Source organism: Streptacidiphilus jeojiense, assembly GCF_000719095.1.
Taxonomy (GTDB): domain Bacteria; phylum Actinomycetota; class Actinomycetes; order Streptomycetales; family Streptomycetaceae; genus Streptacidiphilus; species Streptacidiphilus jeojiensis.
The window spans coordinates 286,805-302,225 of record NZ_JOEH01000008.1 but is presented as its reverse complement, the minus strand read 5'-3'; the positions used below and the strand labels follow the sequence as shown (position 1 = coordinate 302,225).

Sequence of the window (15,421 nt, the reverse complement as noted above, 5' to 3'; positions counted from 1 at the left end):
TCCGGTATCTATATATTGGATATTCCGAAGGAGCCGGGGGTTCAGGTGCCGTTATCGATCTGGGGGCAGCCTTGACCGCTGGATCAACTGGCAGTCGATATTGGACCGAACGAGGTACGATGACTGCTGGACAGATCGAGGACGCGGGTAGTTGCTGAATCCCGATCCATGCGAACCGCAGTTAATAGGTCTGGGGTGGTCTAGTCATACTTGCGGTGCGGGCCCGGATTCACAGTCGGGTCCGCGCCGGTCTGTGGAGGCGGTCGCGCCATGGAAGGAATCCTGGCCCGGTTGAGCCGGCAATTCCCGGTACGGAAGCCAGCGTGGTCCGGTTGGGCCCGGGCCCGGGAATCCCCGCTGTCGGGGCGGGGGAGGCGTCACATCACCATGCCTCCGTCGACCGGTAGGACCTGGCCGGTGATGAAGGAGGCGGCGTTGGAGGCGAGGAAGACGAAGGCGCCGGCGACCTCCTCGGGGGCGGCCCAGCGGCGGAGGGGGATGCGGGCGAGCATGGCGGCGGCGAACTTCTCGTCGGTGCGGATGGTGGCGGTCATCGGGGTGGCCGCCAGTGGGGCCAGGGCGTTGACGGTGATCTGACGGCGGGCCAACTCCCGGGCCAGCGACTTGGTCAGGCCGATGATGGCAGCCTTGCCGGCGGAGTAGTTGACCTGGCCCAGGGTGCCGGTGATGCCGGCCGAGGAGGTGACGTTGATGATGCGGCCGGTGCCGTCGTCGGGGAGGAAGGGGAGGGCGGCCTGGGCGCAGTGGAAGGCGCCCATCAGGTGGATGTCCATGATGCGACGGAAGGAGTCCTCCTGGAGGTTCTCGAACATGGCCGGTGCGGTGACCCCGGCGTTGTTGACCAGGATGTGCAGCTTGCCGCCGGTGCGGGACGCGGCCAGGGCCACGGCGGCGTCGGCGCCGACGCGGTCGGTGACGTCCAGGGCGTAGCTGTCCGCCTTCAGCCCCGCGGCGGTGAGCTTCTCGGCGACGGCCGCGGCGGCCGGTCCGTCCACGTCCGTGACGAGTACCGTCGCTCCGGCTGCGGCCAGCGCTTCGGCGACGGCGGAGCCGATGCCGCCGGCGGCTCCGGTGACCAGCGCGGAGCGGCCGGTGAGATCGAACAGTGCGGTGGTGTCGGCGACCATCAGTAGCTCCTCGGCATTCCCAGTGTGTGCGATCCCAGGTAGTTCAGGATCATTTCCTGGCTGATCGGGGCGATCTTCATCAGTCGGGCCTCGCGGAAGTAGCGGGCCACGGGGTACTCCTCGGAGTAGCCCATGCCGCCGTGGGTCTGCAGCGCCCGGTCGGCGGCGGTGAAACCGGCGTCCGCGCACAGGTACTTGGCGGTGTTGGCCTCGCGGCCGCACGGTCTGCCGTGGTCGTAGAGCCAGGTCGCCTTGCGCAGCATCAGCTCGGCCGCGTCCAGCCGGGCCAGTGAGTCCGCGAGCGGGAACTGCACGCCCTGGTTCATGCCGATCGGCCGGTCGAAGACGACCCGTTCCTTGGCGTACTCCACGGCCCGGTCGAGTGCCACCCGGCCGATGCCCAGCGCCTCGGCGGCGATCAGCATCCGTTCCGGGTTGAGGCCGTCGAGCAGGTAGCGGAAGCCCTCGCCCTCCTCACCGACCCGGTCCTCGACCGGGATCCGGAGGTCGTCGATGAACAGCTCGTTGGAGCTGACGGCGTTGCGGCCCATCTTGGGGATGGGCCGGATGTCGATCCGTTTGCGGTCCAGGTCGGTGAGGAAGAGGGTCATGCCGTCGGTCTTCCGGGCGACTTGGTCGATCTTGGCGGTCCGGGTCAGCAGCAGGATCTTCTCGGACTCCAACGCCTTGGAGATCCACACTTTTCGGCCGTTGACCACGTACCCGTCGTCGCCGTCCCGTTCGGCGAAGGTGGTGATGCTGGTGGTGTCCAGGCCGGCGCCCGGCTCGGTGACGCCGAAGCAGACATGCAGGTCGCCGGTGGCGATCCGGGGCAGGGTGCGGCGTTTGAGCTCCTCGGAGCCGTGCACCGCGACCGGGTGCATACCGAAGATGGACATGTGGATCGAGCTGGCCGCGTTCATGCCGCCGCCGGACCGCGCGACCGCCTCCAGCAGCAGTGAGGCCTCGGTGATGCCGAGGCCGTGGCCGCCGTACTCCTCGGGGACGGTGATGCCCAGCCAGCCGCCGCCGGCGACGGCCTCGTAGAACTCGGTGGGGAACTCGTGGTCGCGGTCCCGGGTCATCCAGTAGCGGTCGTCGAACCGGTGCAGCAGTCCGGCTATGCCCTCCTGGATCGCTTTTTGATCATCAGTCAGCTCGAAGTCCACCGTACGGACACCCCCAAGGGCTCGTTTTGGCGAAACATATCAAAGGTCAGACCAAAAAAGGGGCCGGATTGCTTGAGCCGGGCAACCGCTGGCCGTAGCGTGGACCGCATGCCTCCGGAAGGTTCGGACGGCCCTGCCGGGCCGACCGGCCAAGAGTCTGTCGAGGCTTCAACTGCCCTGCCCTGCCCAGGAACTGCTCCCCCGTCAATGAGGAGAGAGATGGCCGACACACTGGCCGACACCGCGAACGAAGCCGCTGCGTCCCTTCCCGAGTACCCGATGGCCAGGGAGGGCCGCTGCCCGTTCGACCCGCCCGCGGCGATGCGGGCGCTTCCCGCCGAGCGTCCGATCAGCAGGGCCCGGATCTGGGACGGCAGCACGCCGTGGCTGATCACCGGCCACGCCGAGCAGCGGACTCTCTTCGCCGACCCCCGGGTCAGCGTCGACGAGCACCAGCCCGGATTCCCGCACCAGAGCCACGCCATGGCGGAGACCCTGGACCACCGGCCGCTGACCATCTTCAACGCGGACGCCCCCGAGCACACCAGGTTCCGCCGGATGCTCACCGGGCCGTTCACGCTCAAGCGGGTGGAGGCGCTGCGGCCGGCCATCCAGAAGATCACGGACGACCGGATCGACGCGATGCTGGCCGGTCCCAAGCCGGTCGACCTGGTCACCGCGCTGGCGCTGCCGGTGCCGACGGTGATGATCACCGAGCTGCTGGGCGTGCCCTACAAGGACCATGAGTTCTTCCAGCGCCACGGCGTCACCGCGGTCGACCGTGACGCGACGCCCGAGCAGAGCCGGGAGTCCAGCACCGCGCTGGTCACTTACCTGGCCGAGGCGATCGTGGCCAAGATGGCCGACCCCGCCGAGGACGTGCTGTCCGACCTGGCGGCCCGGGTCAAGGCGGGCGAGGTCACAGTGCCCGACGCCGCGCTGATGGCGGTGGTGCTGCTGATCGCGGGCCACGAGACCAGCGCCAACATGATCGCCCTGGGCACGCTGGCGCTGCTGCAGCAGCCCGAGCAGCTGGCCCTGCTGCGCGACACCGAGGACCCGAAGGTGGTCGCGGCCGCGGTGGAGGAACTGCTGCGTTACCTGACGATCGCTCACACCGGCCAGCGCCGGATCGCGTTGGAGGACATCGAGGTCGGCGGCGAGACGATCCGGGCGGGGGAGGGCATCATCCTGGACCTGCCGTCCGCCAATCGGGATCCGGAGGCCTTCCCCGAGCCCCAGCGGCTCGACCTCACCCGGTCCGCCCGCCACCACCACGCCTTCGGCTTCGGCATCCACCAGTGCGTGGGCCAGCTGCTGGCCCGGGTGGAGCTGCAGATCGTCTACGGCACCCTCTACCGGCGCATCCCCACCCTGCGGCTGGCCACGGAGCTGGAGCAGATCGAGTTCAAGGACGACCGGCTGGCCTACGGGGTCTACGAACTCCCGGTCACCTGGTAGCAGACCCCGAGCGCCCCAGCACCCGAGCACCTGAGCACCGAGCACCCGAGCCACGGACGAACGGAACAGGCATGACCATGCAGGTGGAAGTGGACGAGTCGAAGTGCATCGCGGCGGGCCAGTGCGTGCTCAGCGCCCCCGAGGTGTTCGACCAGCGGGATGAGGACGGCATCGTGGTGCTGTTGGAGCAGCGGCCCGGCGCCGAGCTGCACGAGGTGGTGCGCGAGGCGGCCGGCCTGTGCCCGGCCGCGGCGATCCGACTGGCCGAACTGGTCGAAGGGTGAGCCGGATCCTGGTCGTCGGCGCCTCGGCCGCCGGGCTCGCGGCCGCCGAGACCCTGCGCCGGGAGGGCTTCGACGGAGAGCTGACGCTGGTTGGTGACGAGCCGCACGCCTTCTACGATCGCCCGCCGCTGTCCAAGCAGATCCTGGCCTCGCAGTGGGAGCCGGGCAAGCTGGCCCTGCGTCCGCCGGCCGACCTGGAGGCGCTGGGCCTGGACCTGCGCCTGGGCGTCGCGGCCGCCGGTCTCGACCCGGCCGGACGTACGGTGCGGCTGGCCGACGGCAGCGAACTGCGCTACGACGGGCTGATCGTGGCCACCGGCGTGCGTCCGCGCCGGCTGCCGGGCGAGGGCGCCCATGCGCTGCGGACCCTCGGCGACGCCCTGGTGCTGCGGGACCGGTTGGGGCGGGGGAGACGGCTGGCCGTGGTCGGCGCCGGGTTCCTCGGATCGGAGGCGGCCGCGGTCGCCCGGGGGCTGGGGGCCGAGGTCGTCCTGGTGGAACCGGCGCCGGTGCCGCTGGCGCACGCTGTCGGGACCGAGGTCGGTCGGGTGCTGACGCAGGCCCACCTGGACCACGGGGTCGACCTGCGCACCGGGGTCGCCGTCGTCGAGGCGGGCGGCGGGGGTGTCCGCCTCGCCGACGGTGAACTGATCGACGCCGACGAGGTCCTGGTCGCGGTCGGCTCGGTGCCCAACACCGAGTGGCTGGCGGGCAGCGGTCTGACCCTGGCCGACGGCCTGGTCTGCGACGAGTACTGCGCCGCGGCGCCGGGGGTGTACGGGGCGGGGGACGTCGCGCGCTGGCACAATCCGCTGTTCGACGTGCCGATGCGGATCGAGCACCGCACCAACGCCGCCGAGATGGGCATGGCCGCCGCCCGCAACCTGCTGCGTCCGGATGCGGAGGCGGAGGCACGCAGACCGTTCGCCCCGGTGCCGTACTTCTGGTCCGACCAGTACGACATGAAGATCCAGGCCTACGGCTACCTGCGCGGCCATGACGAGATCGCGGTCGTGGACGGGGATCTGAGTGGGCGTCGGTTCGTGGCCGCCTACCGCACCGGCGACCATCTGGCCGGGGCGCTGGCGGTCGGCATGCCGCCGAAGGCGCTGCTGTCCTGGCGGCGCGCGGTCGCGTCCCGGGCGGCCTGGAGCGAGGCGGTGCCGAGCACGGCGTCCGTGGTGGGGTAGCCGGCACAACAGTCCAGCTCCAGTTCCGGGGATCAGTTGAGGATGGCGACGATCTGGGGGAGGTCGGTCGTCGAGCGGATCCCCGGGGCCGCCTCGCAGACGAAGGGGACGGCGTTGACGGCGCGGTTGGCCGTGTACGAGGGCGAGACCTCGGCGATCCGGTCGAGCGGTACGGCGAAGTGGATGTCGATGTCGAGCGGGGCGTCGCCCTCGACCTGGATGCGCCAGCCGGTGGCCCGCAGGTTCCATGAACGGTCGATCTCGGTGGTGCAGTACCAGGTGGCCCGGAAGCGCAGCAGCGGCCGGCCGTCCCTGATGCCCGAGACCGTGATTCGTTGGGCCGCCACGGTGCCGGGCTCCAGGGTGCCGGCGGCGATCCGGACGGTACTGGTCGCGGTGGCGACCTCGCCCTCGGCCTGCACCGAGTCCAGCGGCAGCGCCAGCGCGTCGGCCAGGACGTGCAGCGACGGACCGAAGCTGTCGCGCGGATGGGCCAGTCGGCGCTCGTCGAACTCGGCCGGCGGCCTGCCGAAGCCCATGATGTCAAACAGCAGCCCGGGCGAGTCGCGTTGCGAGAGGTCGGCGAACTCGTCGATGGTCAGCCGGTCCAGCCGCCGCTGGATCGAGGTCAGCGCCAGCGGGACGGCCTCGGTGATGAACCCGGGGCTGCTGCCGGTGCTGTGGATCGAGGTGCCGCCCGCGGCGCAGGCCGCCTCCACCCGGGCCCGGAGCTCGGGGGCGAGGCTGGCCGCGCGGTGGAACTCGCCGCGGGTGGTGACGATGTTCGCCCCCGAGGCGAGCAGCCGGCAGACCTCGTCGAAGTCGCAGGCGCGCGGCATGTAGAGGACGCAGTCGGCGTCGAGCGCCAGGATCTCGTCGATGTCATGGGTCGTCAGGACCCCGGTCCTGCCCAGCCCGCAGAGCTCACCGGCGTCACGTCCTGCCTTGTCCGGCGTATGCACGAACACCCCGACCAGGTCCAGGTCGGGGTGTTCGACGACGGCCCGCAGCGAGCGGGTGCCGATGTTTCCGGTGGCCCACTGGGCGACCCGGTAGCGCCGTGAGGGTGCCATGGCCACGCTCCCGTCCTCGGTCAGTCGCGAGAACGGTACTCTCCATGGGGGAGAGGGGCAATATCAGCGCTTCTTGGACGCGCTCGCCTTCGCGGGTGCGGCCGTCGAGGCGGTGGAGATGCCGTTGAGGCAGAACTGCCAGACCTCCTCGGCGGTGACCGGGCTGGCGTGGCTGTCCGCCGGAACTCCGTTGGCCTGGGCGGCGAACATGATGGTCTGCATGACCAGGTTGGCCTGGCGGCGGGGCTTGCCGGGCACGACCGCGCCGGCCTCGGTGGCCTGCTCGATCAGGTCGCTGAAGATCATGAGGATGGGCAGGTGCGCGGTCGCCACCTGGGCCGGATGCTTGACCAGCAGCTGCAGCGCGAAGTCACTGAACAGCGGCCGCTGGACGCCCGGGTCGGGGTGCGACTGACGGAAGAGCAGCTCCACGGCGACCCGCAGGGCCTCCACCGGGTCCGATTCGGCGGCGGACGCCTCGCGGATCTCGGCGGCCGAGGTGGCCAGCGCGTCCTCGAACAGCGCCAGCAGCAACTCGTGCTTGCCGTCGAAGTGCTGGTAGAAGCTGCGCAGCGACTGCTTGGAACGGTCGACGATCTCCTGGACGGTGAAGTCCGTGGTGCCCTTCTCGGCGATGAGCTCCTGCGCCGATTCCAGGAAGCGTTGGACCCGCTGTTCGGCACGCAGTTTCGCGGCGCGGGTGGATCGCTCGACGGCGCGTTGGCGCCAAGCGGGCTCGACGGGCGGTTCGGCAGCGGCAGCAGTCACGGGCAAAACGATACTCCACTCCTGTGGTAATCGAGCCCAGCTCCCTACCGAACCGCGCATCACGTGTTTCGAGACTCTTACTTCCATCTGAAGAGAAGGCTATTCTCATCGCAGGTGTACCACCACGAGACGAGGGTCGGCTGACATGGCATGGGACTTTTCCACCGAGCCGGAGTTCGAGGAGAAGTTGGAGTGGATCCGGGAGTTCCGCTCCGAACGGATAGAACCGCTGGACCTGCTGTACCCGGGCCGGGCCTACCATCCGCTCGACGACGAGCTCGGCCCCGTGGTCAGGTCGCTCAAGCAGCAGGTGCGGGACCAGGGCCTGTGGGCGCCGCACCTCGGCCCCGAGCTGGGCGGACGCGGGTTCGGGCAGGTCAGGCTGGCGCTCATCAACGAGATCCTGGGCACCTCCAGCTGGGCCCCCGTCATCTTCGGCACGGCCGCGCCGGACACCGGCAACGCCGAGATCATCGCCCGCTACGGCACCGAGGAGCAGAAGCAGCGCTACCTCCAGCCGCTGCTGGAGGGCGAGTGCTTCTCCTGTTTCTCGATGACCGAGCCGCAGGCCGGCGCGGACCCCACGCTGTTCACCACCCGGGCGGTGCGGGACGGCGACGAGTGGGTGATCACCGGACGGAAGTTCTTCTCCTCCAACGCGCGCACCGCACGGTTCGTCATCGTGATGGCGGTGACCGACCCCGACGTCAGCCCGTACAAGGGGATGTCGATGTTCCTGGTGCCGAGCGACACCCCCGGCCTGCGGGTGGAGCGGCACCTGGGCACCCTGGGCGAGGCCGCGGACGAGGGCATGCACGCGCTGATGTCGTACGACGGGGTGCGGGTGCCGGGCGACGCGCTGCTCGGCGGCGAGGGCCAGGCGTTCGTGATCGCCCAGACCCGCCTGGGCGGCGGGCGGGTGCACCACGCCATGCGGGTGGTCGGGCAGTGCCAGAAGGCGCTGGACATGATGGCCGAGCGCGCCGTCTCCCGCGAGACCCAGGGCAGCAGGCTGGCGGACAAGCAGCTGGTCCAGGCCGACCTGGCCGACTCCTACGCACAGCTCGCCCAGTTCCGGCTGTTCGTCCTGTACACGGCCTGGCAGATCGACCAGTACAACGACTACCGGCGGGTCAGGAAGGACATCGCCGCCATCAAGTTCCTGACCCCCAAGGTCCTGCACGACATCGTCTACCGCTCGATGCACCTGCACGGGGCGCTCGGGGTCTCCAACGAGATGCCCTTCGCCGACATGTGGACCGGGGCTGCGGTGATGGCGGTCGTCGACGGACCGACCGAGGTCCACAAGATCACGGTGGCCAAGGAGGTGCTGCGCGGCCGCGAGGCCGCGCCCGGCCTGTGGCCCACCGAGCACCTGCCCGCTCGTCGGGAGTGGGCCCGCAAGCAGCTGGAGCAGATGTGAATACTCAGCCTCAATCGGCGGGGACCGATCCGCAGAGCCCGACCACCTCGGGTTCACGTGGGGGTGCGGGGGGTCGCCCCCCGGGAAGCTGGAGTACGGAATCACTCGCCCGCTGGCTGGACGGTCAGGGCATCGCGCCGGGCGAACCCCTGGAGACCTCTCTCATCTCCGGCGGCACCTCCAACGACATCCACCAGATCCGGCGCGGCGACCTGCGGCTGGTGCTGCGCAAGCCGCCGGAGAAGGTCCCGCCGGGGCGCGACAAGACCATGCTGCGCGAGTACCGGGTGCTGAAGGCGCTCAACGGCACCGACGTCCCGCATCCGGAGGCCATCGCCGTCTGCGACGACACCAGCGTGTTGGGCTCCTGCTTCTACCTGATGGAGGAGGTGGACGGCTGGTCGCCGATGAACACCGACGGGTGGCCGGAGCCCTATCGGAGCGACCTGTCGCTGCGGCCCGGCCTCGCCCTCCAACTGGTCGAGGGCATCGCCAGGCTCGGCAACGTGGACTGGCGGGCGCGCGGACTGGAGGGCTTCGGGACGCCCGAGGGCTTCCACGACCGGCAGGTCGACCGCTGGCTGGCGCATCTGGCGAAGTTCCAGTTCCGCGAGCTGCCCGGACTGGACCGGGCCGCCGCCTGGCTGCGGGTGCACCGGCCCAGCCACTGGGGGCCGGGGATCATCCACGGCGACTACCAGTTCGCCAATGTGATGTTCCGTCACGGCGGGCCGGCCCGGCTCGCGGCGCTGGTGGACTTCGAGATGTCCACCGTCGGCGACCCGCTGCTGGACCTGGGCTGGGTGCTGATGGGCTGGCCCAACGCCGACGAGGACCGCTCGCAGCAGGGGTACGCCGACTACACCGGCATGCCGGACCGGGCCGACCTGATCGAGCACTACGCCACGGTGAGCGGACGGGACGTCAGCGAGATCGACTACTACGTGATCCTGGCCAGGTTCAAGATGGCGGTGGTGCTGGAGGGCGGATACGCCCGGCACGTGCGCGGCGACGGCGGCAACCCGAAGATGGCCTACTACGGGGACGCGGTGCTGCAGATGGCCGCGGGAGCGGCCGAACTCGCCGCCACCACCAAGCTCGCAGCGTCGACCGCGACATGAGGGCGGCCCGGTGCAATGCCGTCGGCGGCCCGGTGGTGGTCGAGGAGGTCCCCGACCCGCAGGGCGAGGTGCCCGTCGACGTGCGGTTCGCGGCGGTGAACTTCGCCGACCTGCTGGTGGTCCGGGGCACCTACCAGGTCAAGGAGGAACCGCCGTTCACCCCCGGGAGCGAGTTCGCCGGGGTGGTGGCGCGGTCCGGGCACGGCTTCGAGAAGGGCGACCGGGTCTTCGGCTCGGTCTTCGTCGGCGCCTGGGCCGAACGCGTCGCCGTCGCCGCGACCAGCCTGAACCGGATCCCGGCGTCGATCCCGACCGAGCGCGCCGCCGCCTTCGGGGTCTCCCACGCCACCGCGTTCAACGCGCTGCGCCTGGTCGCCGACGTGCGGCCGGGGGAGCGGGTGGCGGTGCTCGGCGCGGCCGGGGGAGTGGGCCTGGCGACGGTCGAACTGGCCGCGCTGCTCGGCGCCGAGGTGGTCGCGGTCGCCTCCACCGAGGAGAAGCGGGCCGTCTGCGCCAAGCAGGGAGCCCATGAGGTGCTGCCGTACGAGGACCTCAAGCGGCGGCTGCAGCAGTCGGGCGGGGCCGACGTGGTGGTAGACCCGGTCGGCGGTCCGCACTCCGAGCAGGCGCTGCGCGGGATGAACTGGGGCGGACGGTTCGTCAGCGTGGGCTTCGCCAGCGGCGAGATCCCGCGGATCCCGCTCAACCTGGCGATGCTCAAGGGCGTCACCATCCACGGCTTCGACTTCGGCGGCTGGGGGCGGCACCACCGGGAGCGGCTGCTGGCCGCCCGGACCGAACTGCACCGGATGTTCGCCGAGGGCGCGATCCATCCCCGGGTCCATGCCGTGTACCCGCTGGACGCCGTGGCGCAGGCCGTCAGCCTGGGCCGGCAGGCCCTGGGCAAGGTCCTTCTGGAGGTCAACGATGGAGTTTGAGTTCGACGAGGACCAGCAACTGCTGCAGCGCCTGGTCCGCGAGACGGTGACCAAGTCCCGTTCGCTGCCCGAGGACCAGCTCTGGAACACGTACCAGGAGCTGGGCTGGCTGGAGGCGCCCCCGGTGGAGCTGGCGATCGTGCTGGAGGAACTGGGCTACGTCGCCGATCCGACCCCGTTCCTGGCCAGCTCCACCTGGTTCGCGCCGCTGGCCGGACGGCTGCCGCGGGGCTCGGGCACCGGCGTCTTCGACGGAGCCGGCCGGTTCGTGCTCGACGCGGACCGGGCCGACGAGATCGCGCTGCTCACCGGGGACGGCGTGGTGGTGGTCGACGGCGCGGACCTGGACCCGCAACGCGTCGACATCTTTGACGCGACCCTGCACGTGGCCCACGTACAGGCGCCGGACCTGGTCCGCGACGTCCCCGACCTGGCCCTGATGGGACTGGCGATCACCACGGTCGGCAGCTGCCGCCGGATCCTGGACCTGGTGGTCGGCCACGTCCGGCAGCGGGTCCAGTTCGGCCGGCCGATCGGCTCCTTCCAGGCCGTCAAGCACAAGGCCGCGGACATGTACGTGGCGATCGAACGGGCCAGGGCGCTGGCCTACTTCTCCGCGCTCACCATCGCCGAGGACGACCCCCGGCGCACCCGTGCCGCCTCGATGGCCAAGGCCGCCGCCGGGGAGTGCCAGCGGCTCTGCTTCCAGGACGGCTACCAGCTGTTCGGCGCCATGGGCTACACCTGGGAGAACGAGCTGCAGATCCATCTCAAGCGGGCCAAGGCCGGCGACCTGCTGCTGGGGACGGCAGCCGAACACAGGAAGGCGCTGCTGCGATGAGGCTGACCTCCGAATCCGACGCCGAGGTCGAGGAGTTCCGTGCCGAGTTCTCCGCGTTCATCGACGCCAACGTGCCCGGCGCCGCCGAGGCGGTGCCCGCCTCGCAGTCCACCGCCGACGTGCCGCCGTGGGCGGCCGACTGGCAGCGCAAGCTGTTCGACGCGGGCTGGCTGCTGCCGGGTAACCCGCCGGAGTTCGGCGGGCGCAACGCCACCCTGCCGCAGCAGCTCGCCCACCTGGAGGAGCTGTCCCGACGGCGGATCAACCACAGCTTCAACCCGCAGGGGCTGGGCATCATCGCGGCCTCGATCCTCACCTTCGGGACCGAGGAGCAGAAGCACCGCTGGGCCGTTCCCATCCTGCGGGCCGAGATGACCGCCGCGCTCGGCATGAGCGAGCCGGAAGCCGGCTCCGACCTGGCCAGCCTGCGCACCAGGGCGGTGCTGGACGGCGAACACTTCACCGTCAACGGGCAGAAGGTGTGGACCTCCGGGGCGCACGACGCCGATGTGCTGCTCACCTTCGTGCGCACCGACCCGGACGCGCCCAAGCACAAGGGCATCAGCGTGCTGCTCATCCCCACCGACACCGAGGGAGTGGTCCGCAAGCCGTTCGGCTGCCTCACCGACCCCGACGACCTGGACTTCAACGAGGTGTTCTTCACCGACGTCAAGGTCCCCAGGGAGAACCTGGTCGGCCCGCTGAACGGCGGCTGGGGCGTGGCGCACGGCTCGCTCGGGCACGAGCGCACGCTGCTGTGGCTGCACTACGCCGAGCGTCTGGAGGACCTGATCCAGGACGCGCCCTGCGCCGAGGAGTGGTACGCCACCCTGCAGATGGACTTCCAGGCGCTCAAGCTGCTGGGCTACCGGCAGCTCGGCGAGGACCGCAACGAGGCGGAGCTGTCCGTGCTCAAGCTGTTCGGTTCGGAGGCGGTGCGGTCCGCGGCGCTGTGCGCACTGGAGGCGCGCGGGGCCGACGGCCTGGTCCACCCCGAACTGACCGGCCCGCTCAACCACATGGGCATGCCGTCGTTCACCGCCAGCTGGTTCGAGCGCTACGCCCGGTCCTTCGGCGGCACCATCGCCGGCGGCACCTCCGAGATCCAGCGCAACATCATCGCCGAGCGCATCCTCGGCCTGCCCCGATGAGAGAAGGAGCCACCCGGATGGACCAGATCCTGTACGAGGCCAAGGACGGGGTGGCGGTCATCACCCTGAACCGTCCCGAGGTGGCCAACGCCCAGACCATGGCGCTGCTGGACGACCTGGACGCGGCCTGGACCAGGGCCGCGGCCGACCCGGAGGTCAAGGTCATCGTGCTGCGGGGCAACGGCCGGCACTTCTCGGCCGGCCACGACCTCAAGGACCGCTGGCCGGCCCCCAAGGAGATCACCCTGGAGTGGATCTACAACGCCGAGACCCGCAGGTACCTGGAGTACACCCTGCGCTGGCGCAACATCCCCAAGCCGTCGATCGCCGCGGTGCAGGGCAAGTGCATCGCCGGCGGGCTGATGCTCTGCTGGCCCTGCGACCTGATCCTGGCGGCCGAGAACGCCGAGTTCTCCGACCCGGTGGTGTACATGGGGATCGGTGGGGTGGAGTACCACGGCCACACCTGGGAGCTGGGGGCGCGCAAGGCCAAGGAGATCCTGTTCACCGGCCGGGCCGTGACCGCCGCGGAGGCGGAGCGGGTCGGCATGGTCAACCGGGTGGTGCCGCTGGAGGAGCTGGACGCGGCGGCGATGGAGCTGGCCGGGCAGATCGCGCAGATGCCGGCGTTCGGGCTGCGGCAGGCCAAGCGCGCGGTCAACCAGACCTTGGACGTGCAGGGCTTCTACGCCGCCGTCCAGTCGGTCTTCGACATCCACGAGACCGGCCACGGCAACGCGCTGAGCGTCACCGGCTACCCGGTGCTGACCCGGTTGGACGGGATGAAGGAGCACATCAGGAAGCAGTGACGCGCAGTCAGGCCTGCGGCGGTGCCGGCTTCACCAGGCCGGACTGATAGGCGATCACCACCAGCTGGGCGCGGTCGCGGGCGGACAGCTTCATCATGGCCCGCTGGATGTGGGTGCGGATGGTGAGGTGGCTGACGAAGAGCTCCTCGGCGATGTCCTGGTTGGACTTGCCGTGCGCGGCCAGAGCCATCACCTCGCGCTCACGGGTGGTCAGCGCGGAGAGCTGCTCCGGCGGCGCCAGGTGCGCCTCGGGGTCGGGGGAGACCAGGAAGCGGCTGATCAGCGCCCGGGTGGCGACGGGGGAGAGGAGGGCGTCGCCGGAGGCCACGGTGCGGATGCCGGCCAGGAGTTCGTCGGTGCTGACGTCCTTGCCCAGGAAGCCGCCGGCGCCGGCGCGGACGGCCCTGGCGACGTACTCGTCGATCTCGAAGGTGGTCAGGATCAGCACATGGGTGGCGGCGAGTTCCGGGTCGGCGCAGATGGTGGCGGTGGCGGTCAGCCCGTCCGTGCCGGGCATGCGGATGTCCATCACCACCACGTCGGGCTGGTGGGTGCGGGTCAGCTCGATTGCCTCGGCGCCGTCGGCGGCTTCGGCGACCACCTCCAGGTCGTCGCAGGAGTCGATCAGGATCCGGAAGGTCGCCCGCAGCAGGGCCTGGTCGTCGGCGAGCAGGACGCGGATGGTCATGGAGCGGTGTCTTCTTTCGGGCTGGGGTCTTCAGGGGCGCGGGAGGGCAGCGGAAGCTCGGCGAGCACCTGGAAGCCGCCGTCCGGGCGCGGGCCGGTTCGCAGCCGGCCGCCGACCGAGTGGGCGCGTTCGCGCATGCCGATCAGGCCGAAGCCGCTGTCGGGGGCCGGGGCGGCGGGGGCGGACGGCTTGCGGGCGGGCGGGCCGGCGCCCTGGTCGGTGACCGCGATGCTCAGCCATTCGTGGGAGTACGCCAGCTCCACCCGTGCCTCCTTGGTGCCCGCGTGCTTGGTGACGTTGGTGAGCGCCTCCTGCACGATCCGGTACGCCGTCAGGTCCGCTCCCGGCGACAGCGGCCGTGGTGGTCCCCCGTCGGCGACGGTGACGGTGACGTCGAGCCCGGCGGCCGAGAGGGCGGCGACCAGGTCGGGCAGCCTGGCCAGTCCCGGGGCCGGTTCCAGCGGCGCCTCCGGGTCGTCGGTCTGGCGCAGCAGGCCGACGGCGGCCTTGAGCTCGCGCAGCGCCGAGGAGGTGGTCGCGCTCAGCTCGGCGAGCATCTGCTGGGCCTGGTCGGGACGGTTGCGCACGACGTGTGCGGCGGTGCCGGCCTGGGCGTTGGCCAGGGCGAGGTGGTGCGCGACGACGTCGTGGAGTTCGCGGGCGATGCGCATGCGCTCCTCGGCCACCCGGTGCCGGGCCAGCTCCTCCCTGGTCCGCTCGGCCTGTTCGGCGCGGGTCTGGGCTGTTTCGAGGTACTCCGAGCGCATTCTGGCCACCGTTCCTAGAGACGTGGGGAGCAGCAGCCAGGCGGTGGGTGCGATGGTCTTGAGCACGAGCGGTTCGGCTGCGGGACCTGCCGCCATCGCCGTGACCACCAGCAGTCCGATGGTGACGAGGGTGTAGGTGTTGGCGGTCCTGCGGTCGGTGCGGAAGGCCAGTGCGAACAGGCCGACCATGACCGGTCCCAGCAGCAGCACGGTGAGCAGGTAGCCCAGCGCGGCCACCCCGACGGCGCAGCCGGTGACCACCGCCACGACCGTGCGCGGGTGGTCGCGGCGCCACAGCAGGGCGGCGCAGGAGACGCCGGTCAGCAGCACCGCGGGCCACCAGGGGACGCTGGAGGTGCCGCCCTGGAAGGTGATGGTGCTGCCGGAGAAGGAGAGGCCGAAGAGCAGCAGGGCCAGCGCCGCGTCGATGCTGCGGGCATGATCGCGCTGGTAGGTCTGCCAGGTGGTGAGCATCGGCGGGGGTGGCTTCCTGTCGGGTGGTGCGACCATGGTCGCCGACCGGGCCGCGGTGTGCCCGCAGGGCCGACGGTCGACGGCTGTGTCGTGACTCCAGGCTGCCAGTCCGCGGT

At 70.8% G+C, this 15,421-nt stretch carries 15 protein-coding genes; 9 read left to right on the top strand and 6 right to left on the bottom strand.

Annotation, left to right across the window (positions count from 1 at the left end; genetic code table 11):
• Positions 1-377: 377 nt before the first annotated feature.
• Both IF29_RS0112545 and IF29_RS0112540 read right to left on the bottom strand, forming a co-directional pair.
• Entirely contained in the window at positions 378-1,148 is a 771-nt protein-coding gene (locus tag IF29_RS0112545) for an SDR family NAD(P)-dependent oxidoreductase (RefSeq protein WP_030253440.1), read from the bottom strand.
• Positions 1,148-2,317 carry an acyl-CoA dehydrogenase family protein gene (locus IF29_RS0112540; protein ID WP_030253438.1) on the bottom strand — a complete coding sequence of 390 codons (1,170 nt, stop codon included), beginning with the start codon at positions 2,315-2,317 and terminating at the stop codon, positions 1,148-1,150. Before IF29_RS0112540 ends, IF29_RS0112545 begins: the two co-directional genes overlap by 1 nt.
• A gap of 219 nt (positions 2,318-2,536) precedes the next feature.
• On the opposite strand from IF29_RS0112540, the gene IF29_RS0112535 reads away from it, so the two are divergent.
• The 3 genes from IF29_RS0112535 (at position 2,537) to IF29_RS0112525 (ending at position 5,252) form a co-directional block, all read left to right on the top strand.
• Complete coding sequence (locus IF29_RS0112535; RefSeq protein WP_030253436.1) at positions 2,537-3,778, top strand: cytochrome P450; 1,242 nt, start codon at positions 2,537-2,539, stop codon at positions 3,776-3,778.
• Between the two features lie 77 nt (positions 3,779-3,855).
• The gene (locus IF29_RS0112530; RefSeq protein ID WP_030253434.1) at positions 3,856-4,062 is read left to right on the top strand and encodes a ferredoxin; all 207 of its coding nucleotides are present in this window, start codon (positions 3,856-3,858) and stop codon (positions 4,060-4,062) included.
• A complete protein-coding gene (locus tag IF29_RS0112525; RefSeq protein WP_030253432.1) occupies positions 4,059-5,252 on the top strand; it encodes an NAD(P)/FAD-dependent oxidoreductase in 1,194 nt (397 codons plus the stop codon). The genes IF29_RS0112530 and IF29_RS0112525 overlap by 4 nt, the downstream gene beginning before the upstream one ends.
• A 32-nt stretch (positions 5,253-5,284) precedes the next feature.
• Here the strand turns inward: IF29_RS0112525 and IF29_RS0112520 are convergent, their stop codons facing one another.
• Entirely contained in the window at positions 5,285-6,325 is a 1,041-nt protein-coding gene (locus IF29_RS0112520) for an NAD(P)H-dependent amine dehydrogenase family protein (RefSeq protein WP_030253430.1), read from the bottom strand.
• A 63-nt stretch (positions 6,326-6,388) separates the two neighbouring features.
• On the bottom strand, positions 6,389-7,093 hold the full coding sequence (locus tag IF29_RS0112515; protein WP_232242122.1) for a TetR/AcrR family transcriptional regulator: 705 nt from the start codon (positions 7,091-7,093) through the stop codon (positions 6,389-6,391).
• Positions 7,094-7,238: 145 nt separating this feature from the next.
• Here IF29_RS0112515 and IF29_RS0112510 point away from each other — a divergent pair, with 145 nt between their 5' ends.
• The 6 genes from IF29_RS0112510 to IF29_RS0112485 are packed head-to-tail and all read left to right on the top strand — an operon-like array spanning position 7,239 to position 13,376.
• Entirely contained in the window at positions 7,239-8,516 is a 1,278-nt protein-coding gene (locus IF29_RS0112510; protein ID WP_030253426.1) for an acyl-CoA dehydrogenase family protein, read from the top strand.
• Positions 8,513-9,637 (top strand): phosphotransferase family protein, encoded by a 1,125-nt coding sequence (locus IF29_RS0112505; RefSeq protein ID WP_232242121.1) that lies wholly within the window; start codon positions 8,513-8,515, stop codon positions 9,635-9,637. Before IF29_RS0112510 ends, IF29_RS0112505 begins: the two co-directional genes overlap by 4 nt.
• Positions 9,634-10,575: an NADPH:quinone oxidoreductase family protein gene (locus IF29_RS0112500; protein ID WP_030253423.1), complete on the top strand. Its 942-nt coding sequence runs from the start codon at positions 9,634-9,636 to the stop codon at positions 10,573-10,575. Before IF29_RS0112505 ends, IF29_RS0112500 begins: the two co-directional genes overlap by 4 nt.
• Complete coding sequence (locus tag IF29_RS0112495; RefSeq protein ID WP_030253421.1) at positions 10,565-11,416, top strand: acyl-CoA dehydrogenase family protein; 852 nt, start codon at positions 10,565-10,567, stop codon at positions 11,414-11,416. The genes IF29_RS0112500 and IF29_RS0112495 overlap by 11 nt, the downstream gene beginning before the upstream one ends.
• Positions 11,413-12,567: an acyl-CoA dehydrogenase family protein gene (locus IF29_RS0112490; RefSeq protein WP_030253420.1), complete on the top strand. Its 1,155-nt coding sequence runs from the start codon at positions 11,413-11,415 to the stop codon at positions 12,565-12,567. The genes IF29_RS0112495 and IF29_RS0112490 overlap by 4 nt, the downstream gene beginning before the upstream one ends.
• Positions 12,568-12,584: 17 nt before the next feature.
• Positions 12,585-13,376, top strand: a complete 792-nt coding sequence (locus IF29_RS0112485) for an enoyl-CoA hydratase (RefSeq protein ID WP_030253418.1) — start codon at positions 12,585-12,587, stop codon at positions 13,374-13,376.
• Between the two features lie 7 nt (positions 13,377-13,383).
• Here the strand turns inward: IF29_RS0112485 and IF29_RS0112480 are convergent, their stop codons facing one another.
• Positions 13,384-14,064: a response regulator transcription factor gene (locus IF29_RS0112480; protein WP_030253416.1), complete on the bottom strand. Its 681-nt coding sequence runs from the start codon at positions 14,062-14,064 to the stop codon at positions 13,384-13,386.
• On the bottom strand, positions 14,061-15,305 hold the full coding sequence (locus tag IF29_RS0112475; protein ID WP_030253415.1) for a sensor histidine kinase: 1,245 nt from the start codon (positions 15,303-15,305) through the stop codon (positions 14,061-14,063). The genes IF29_RS0112480 and IF29_RS0112475 overlap by 4 nt, the downstream gene beginning before the upstream one ends.
• Between the last annotated feature and the right edge of the window lie 116 nt (positions 15,306-15,421).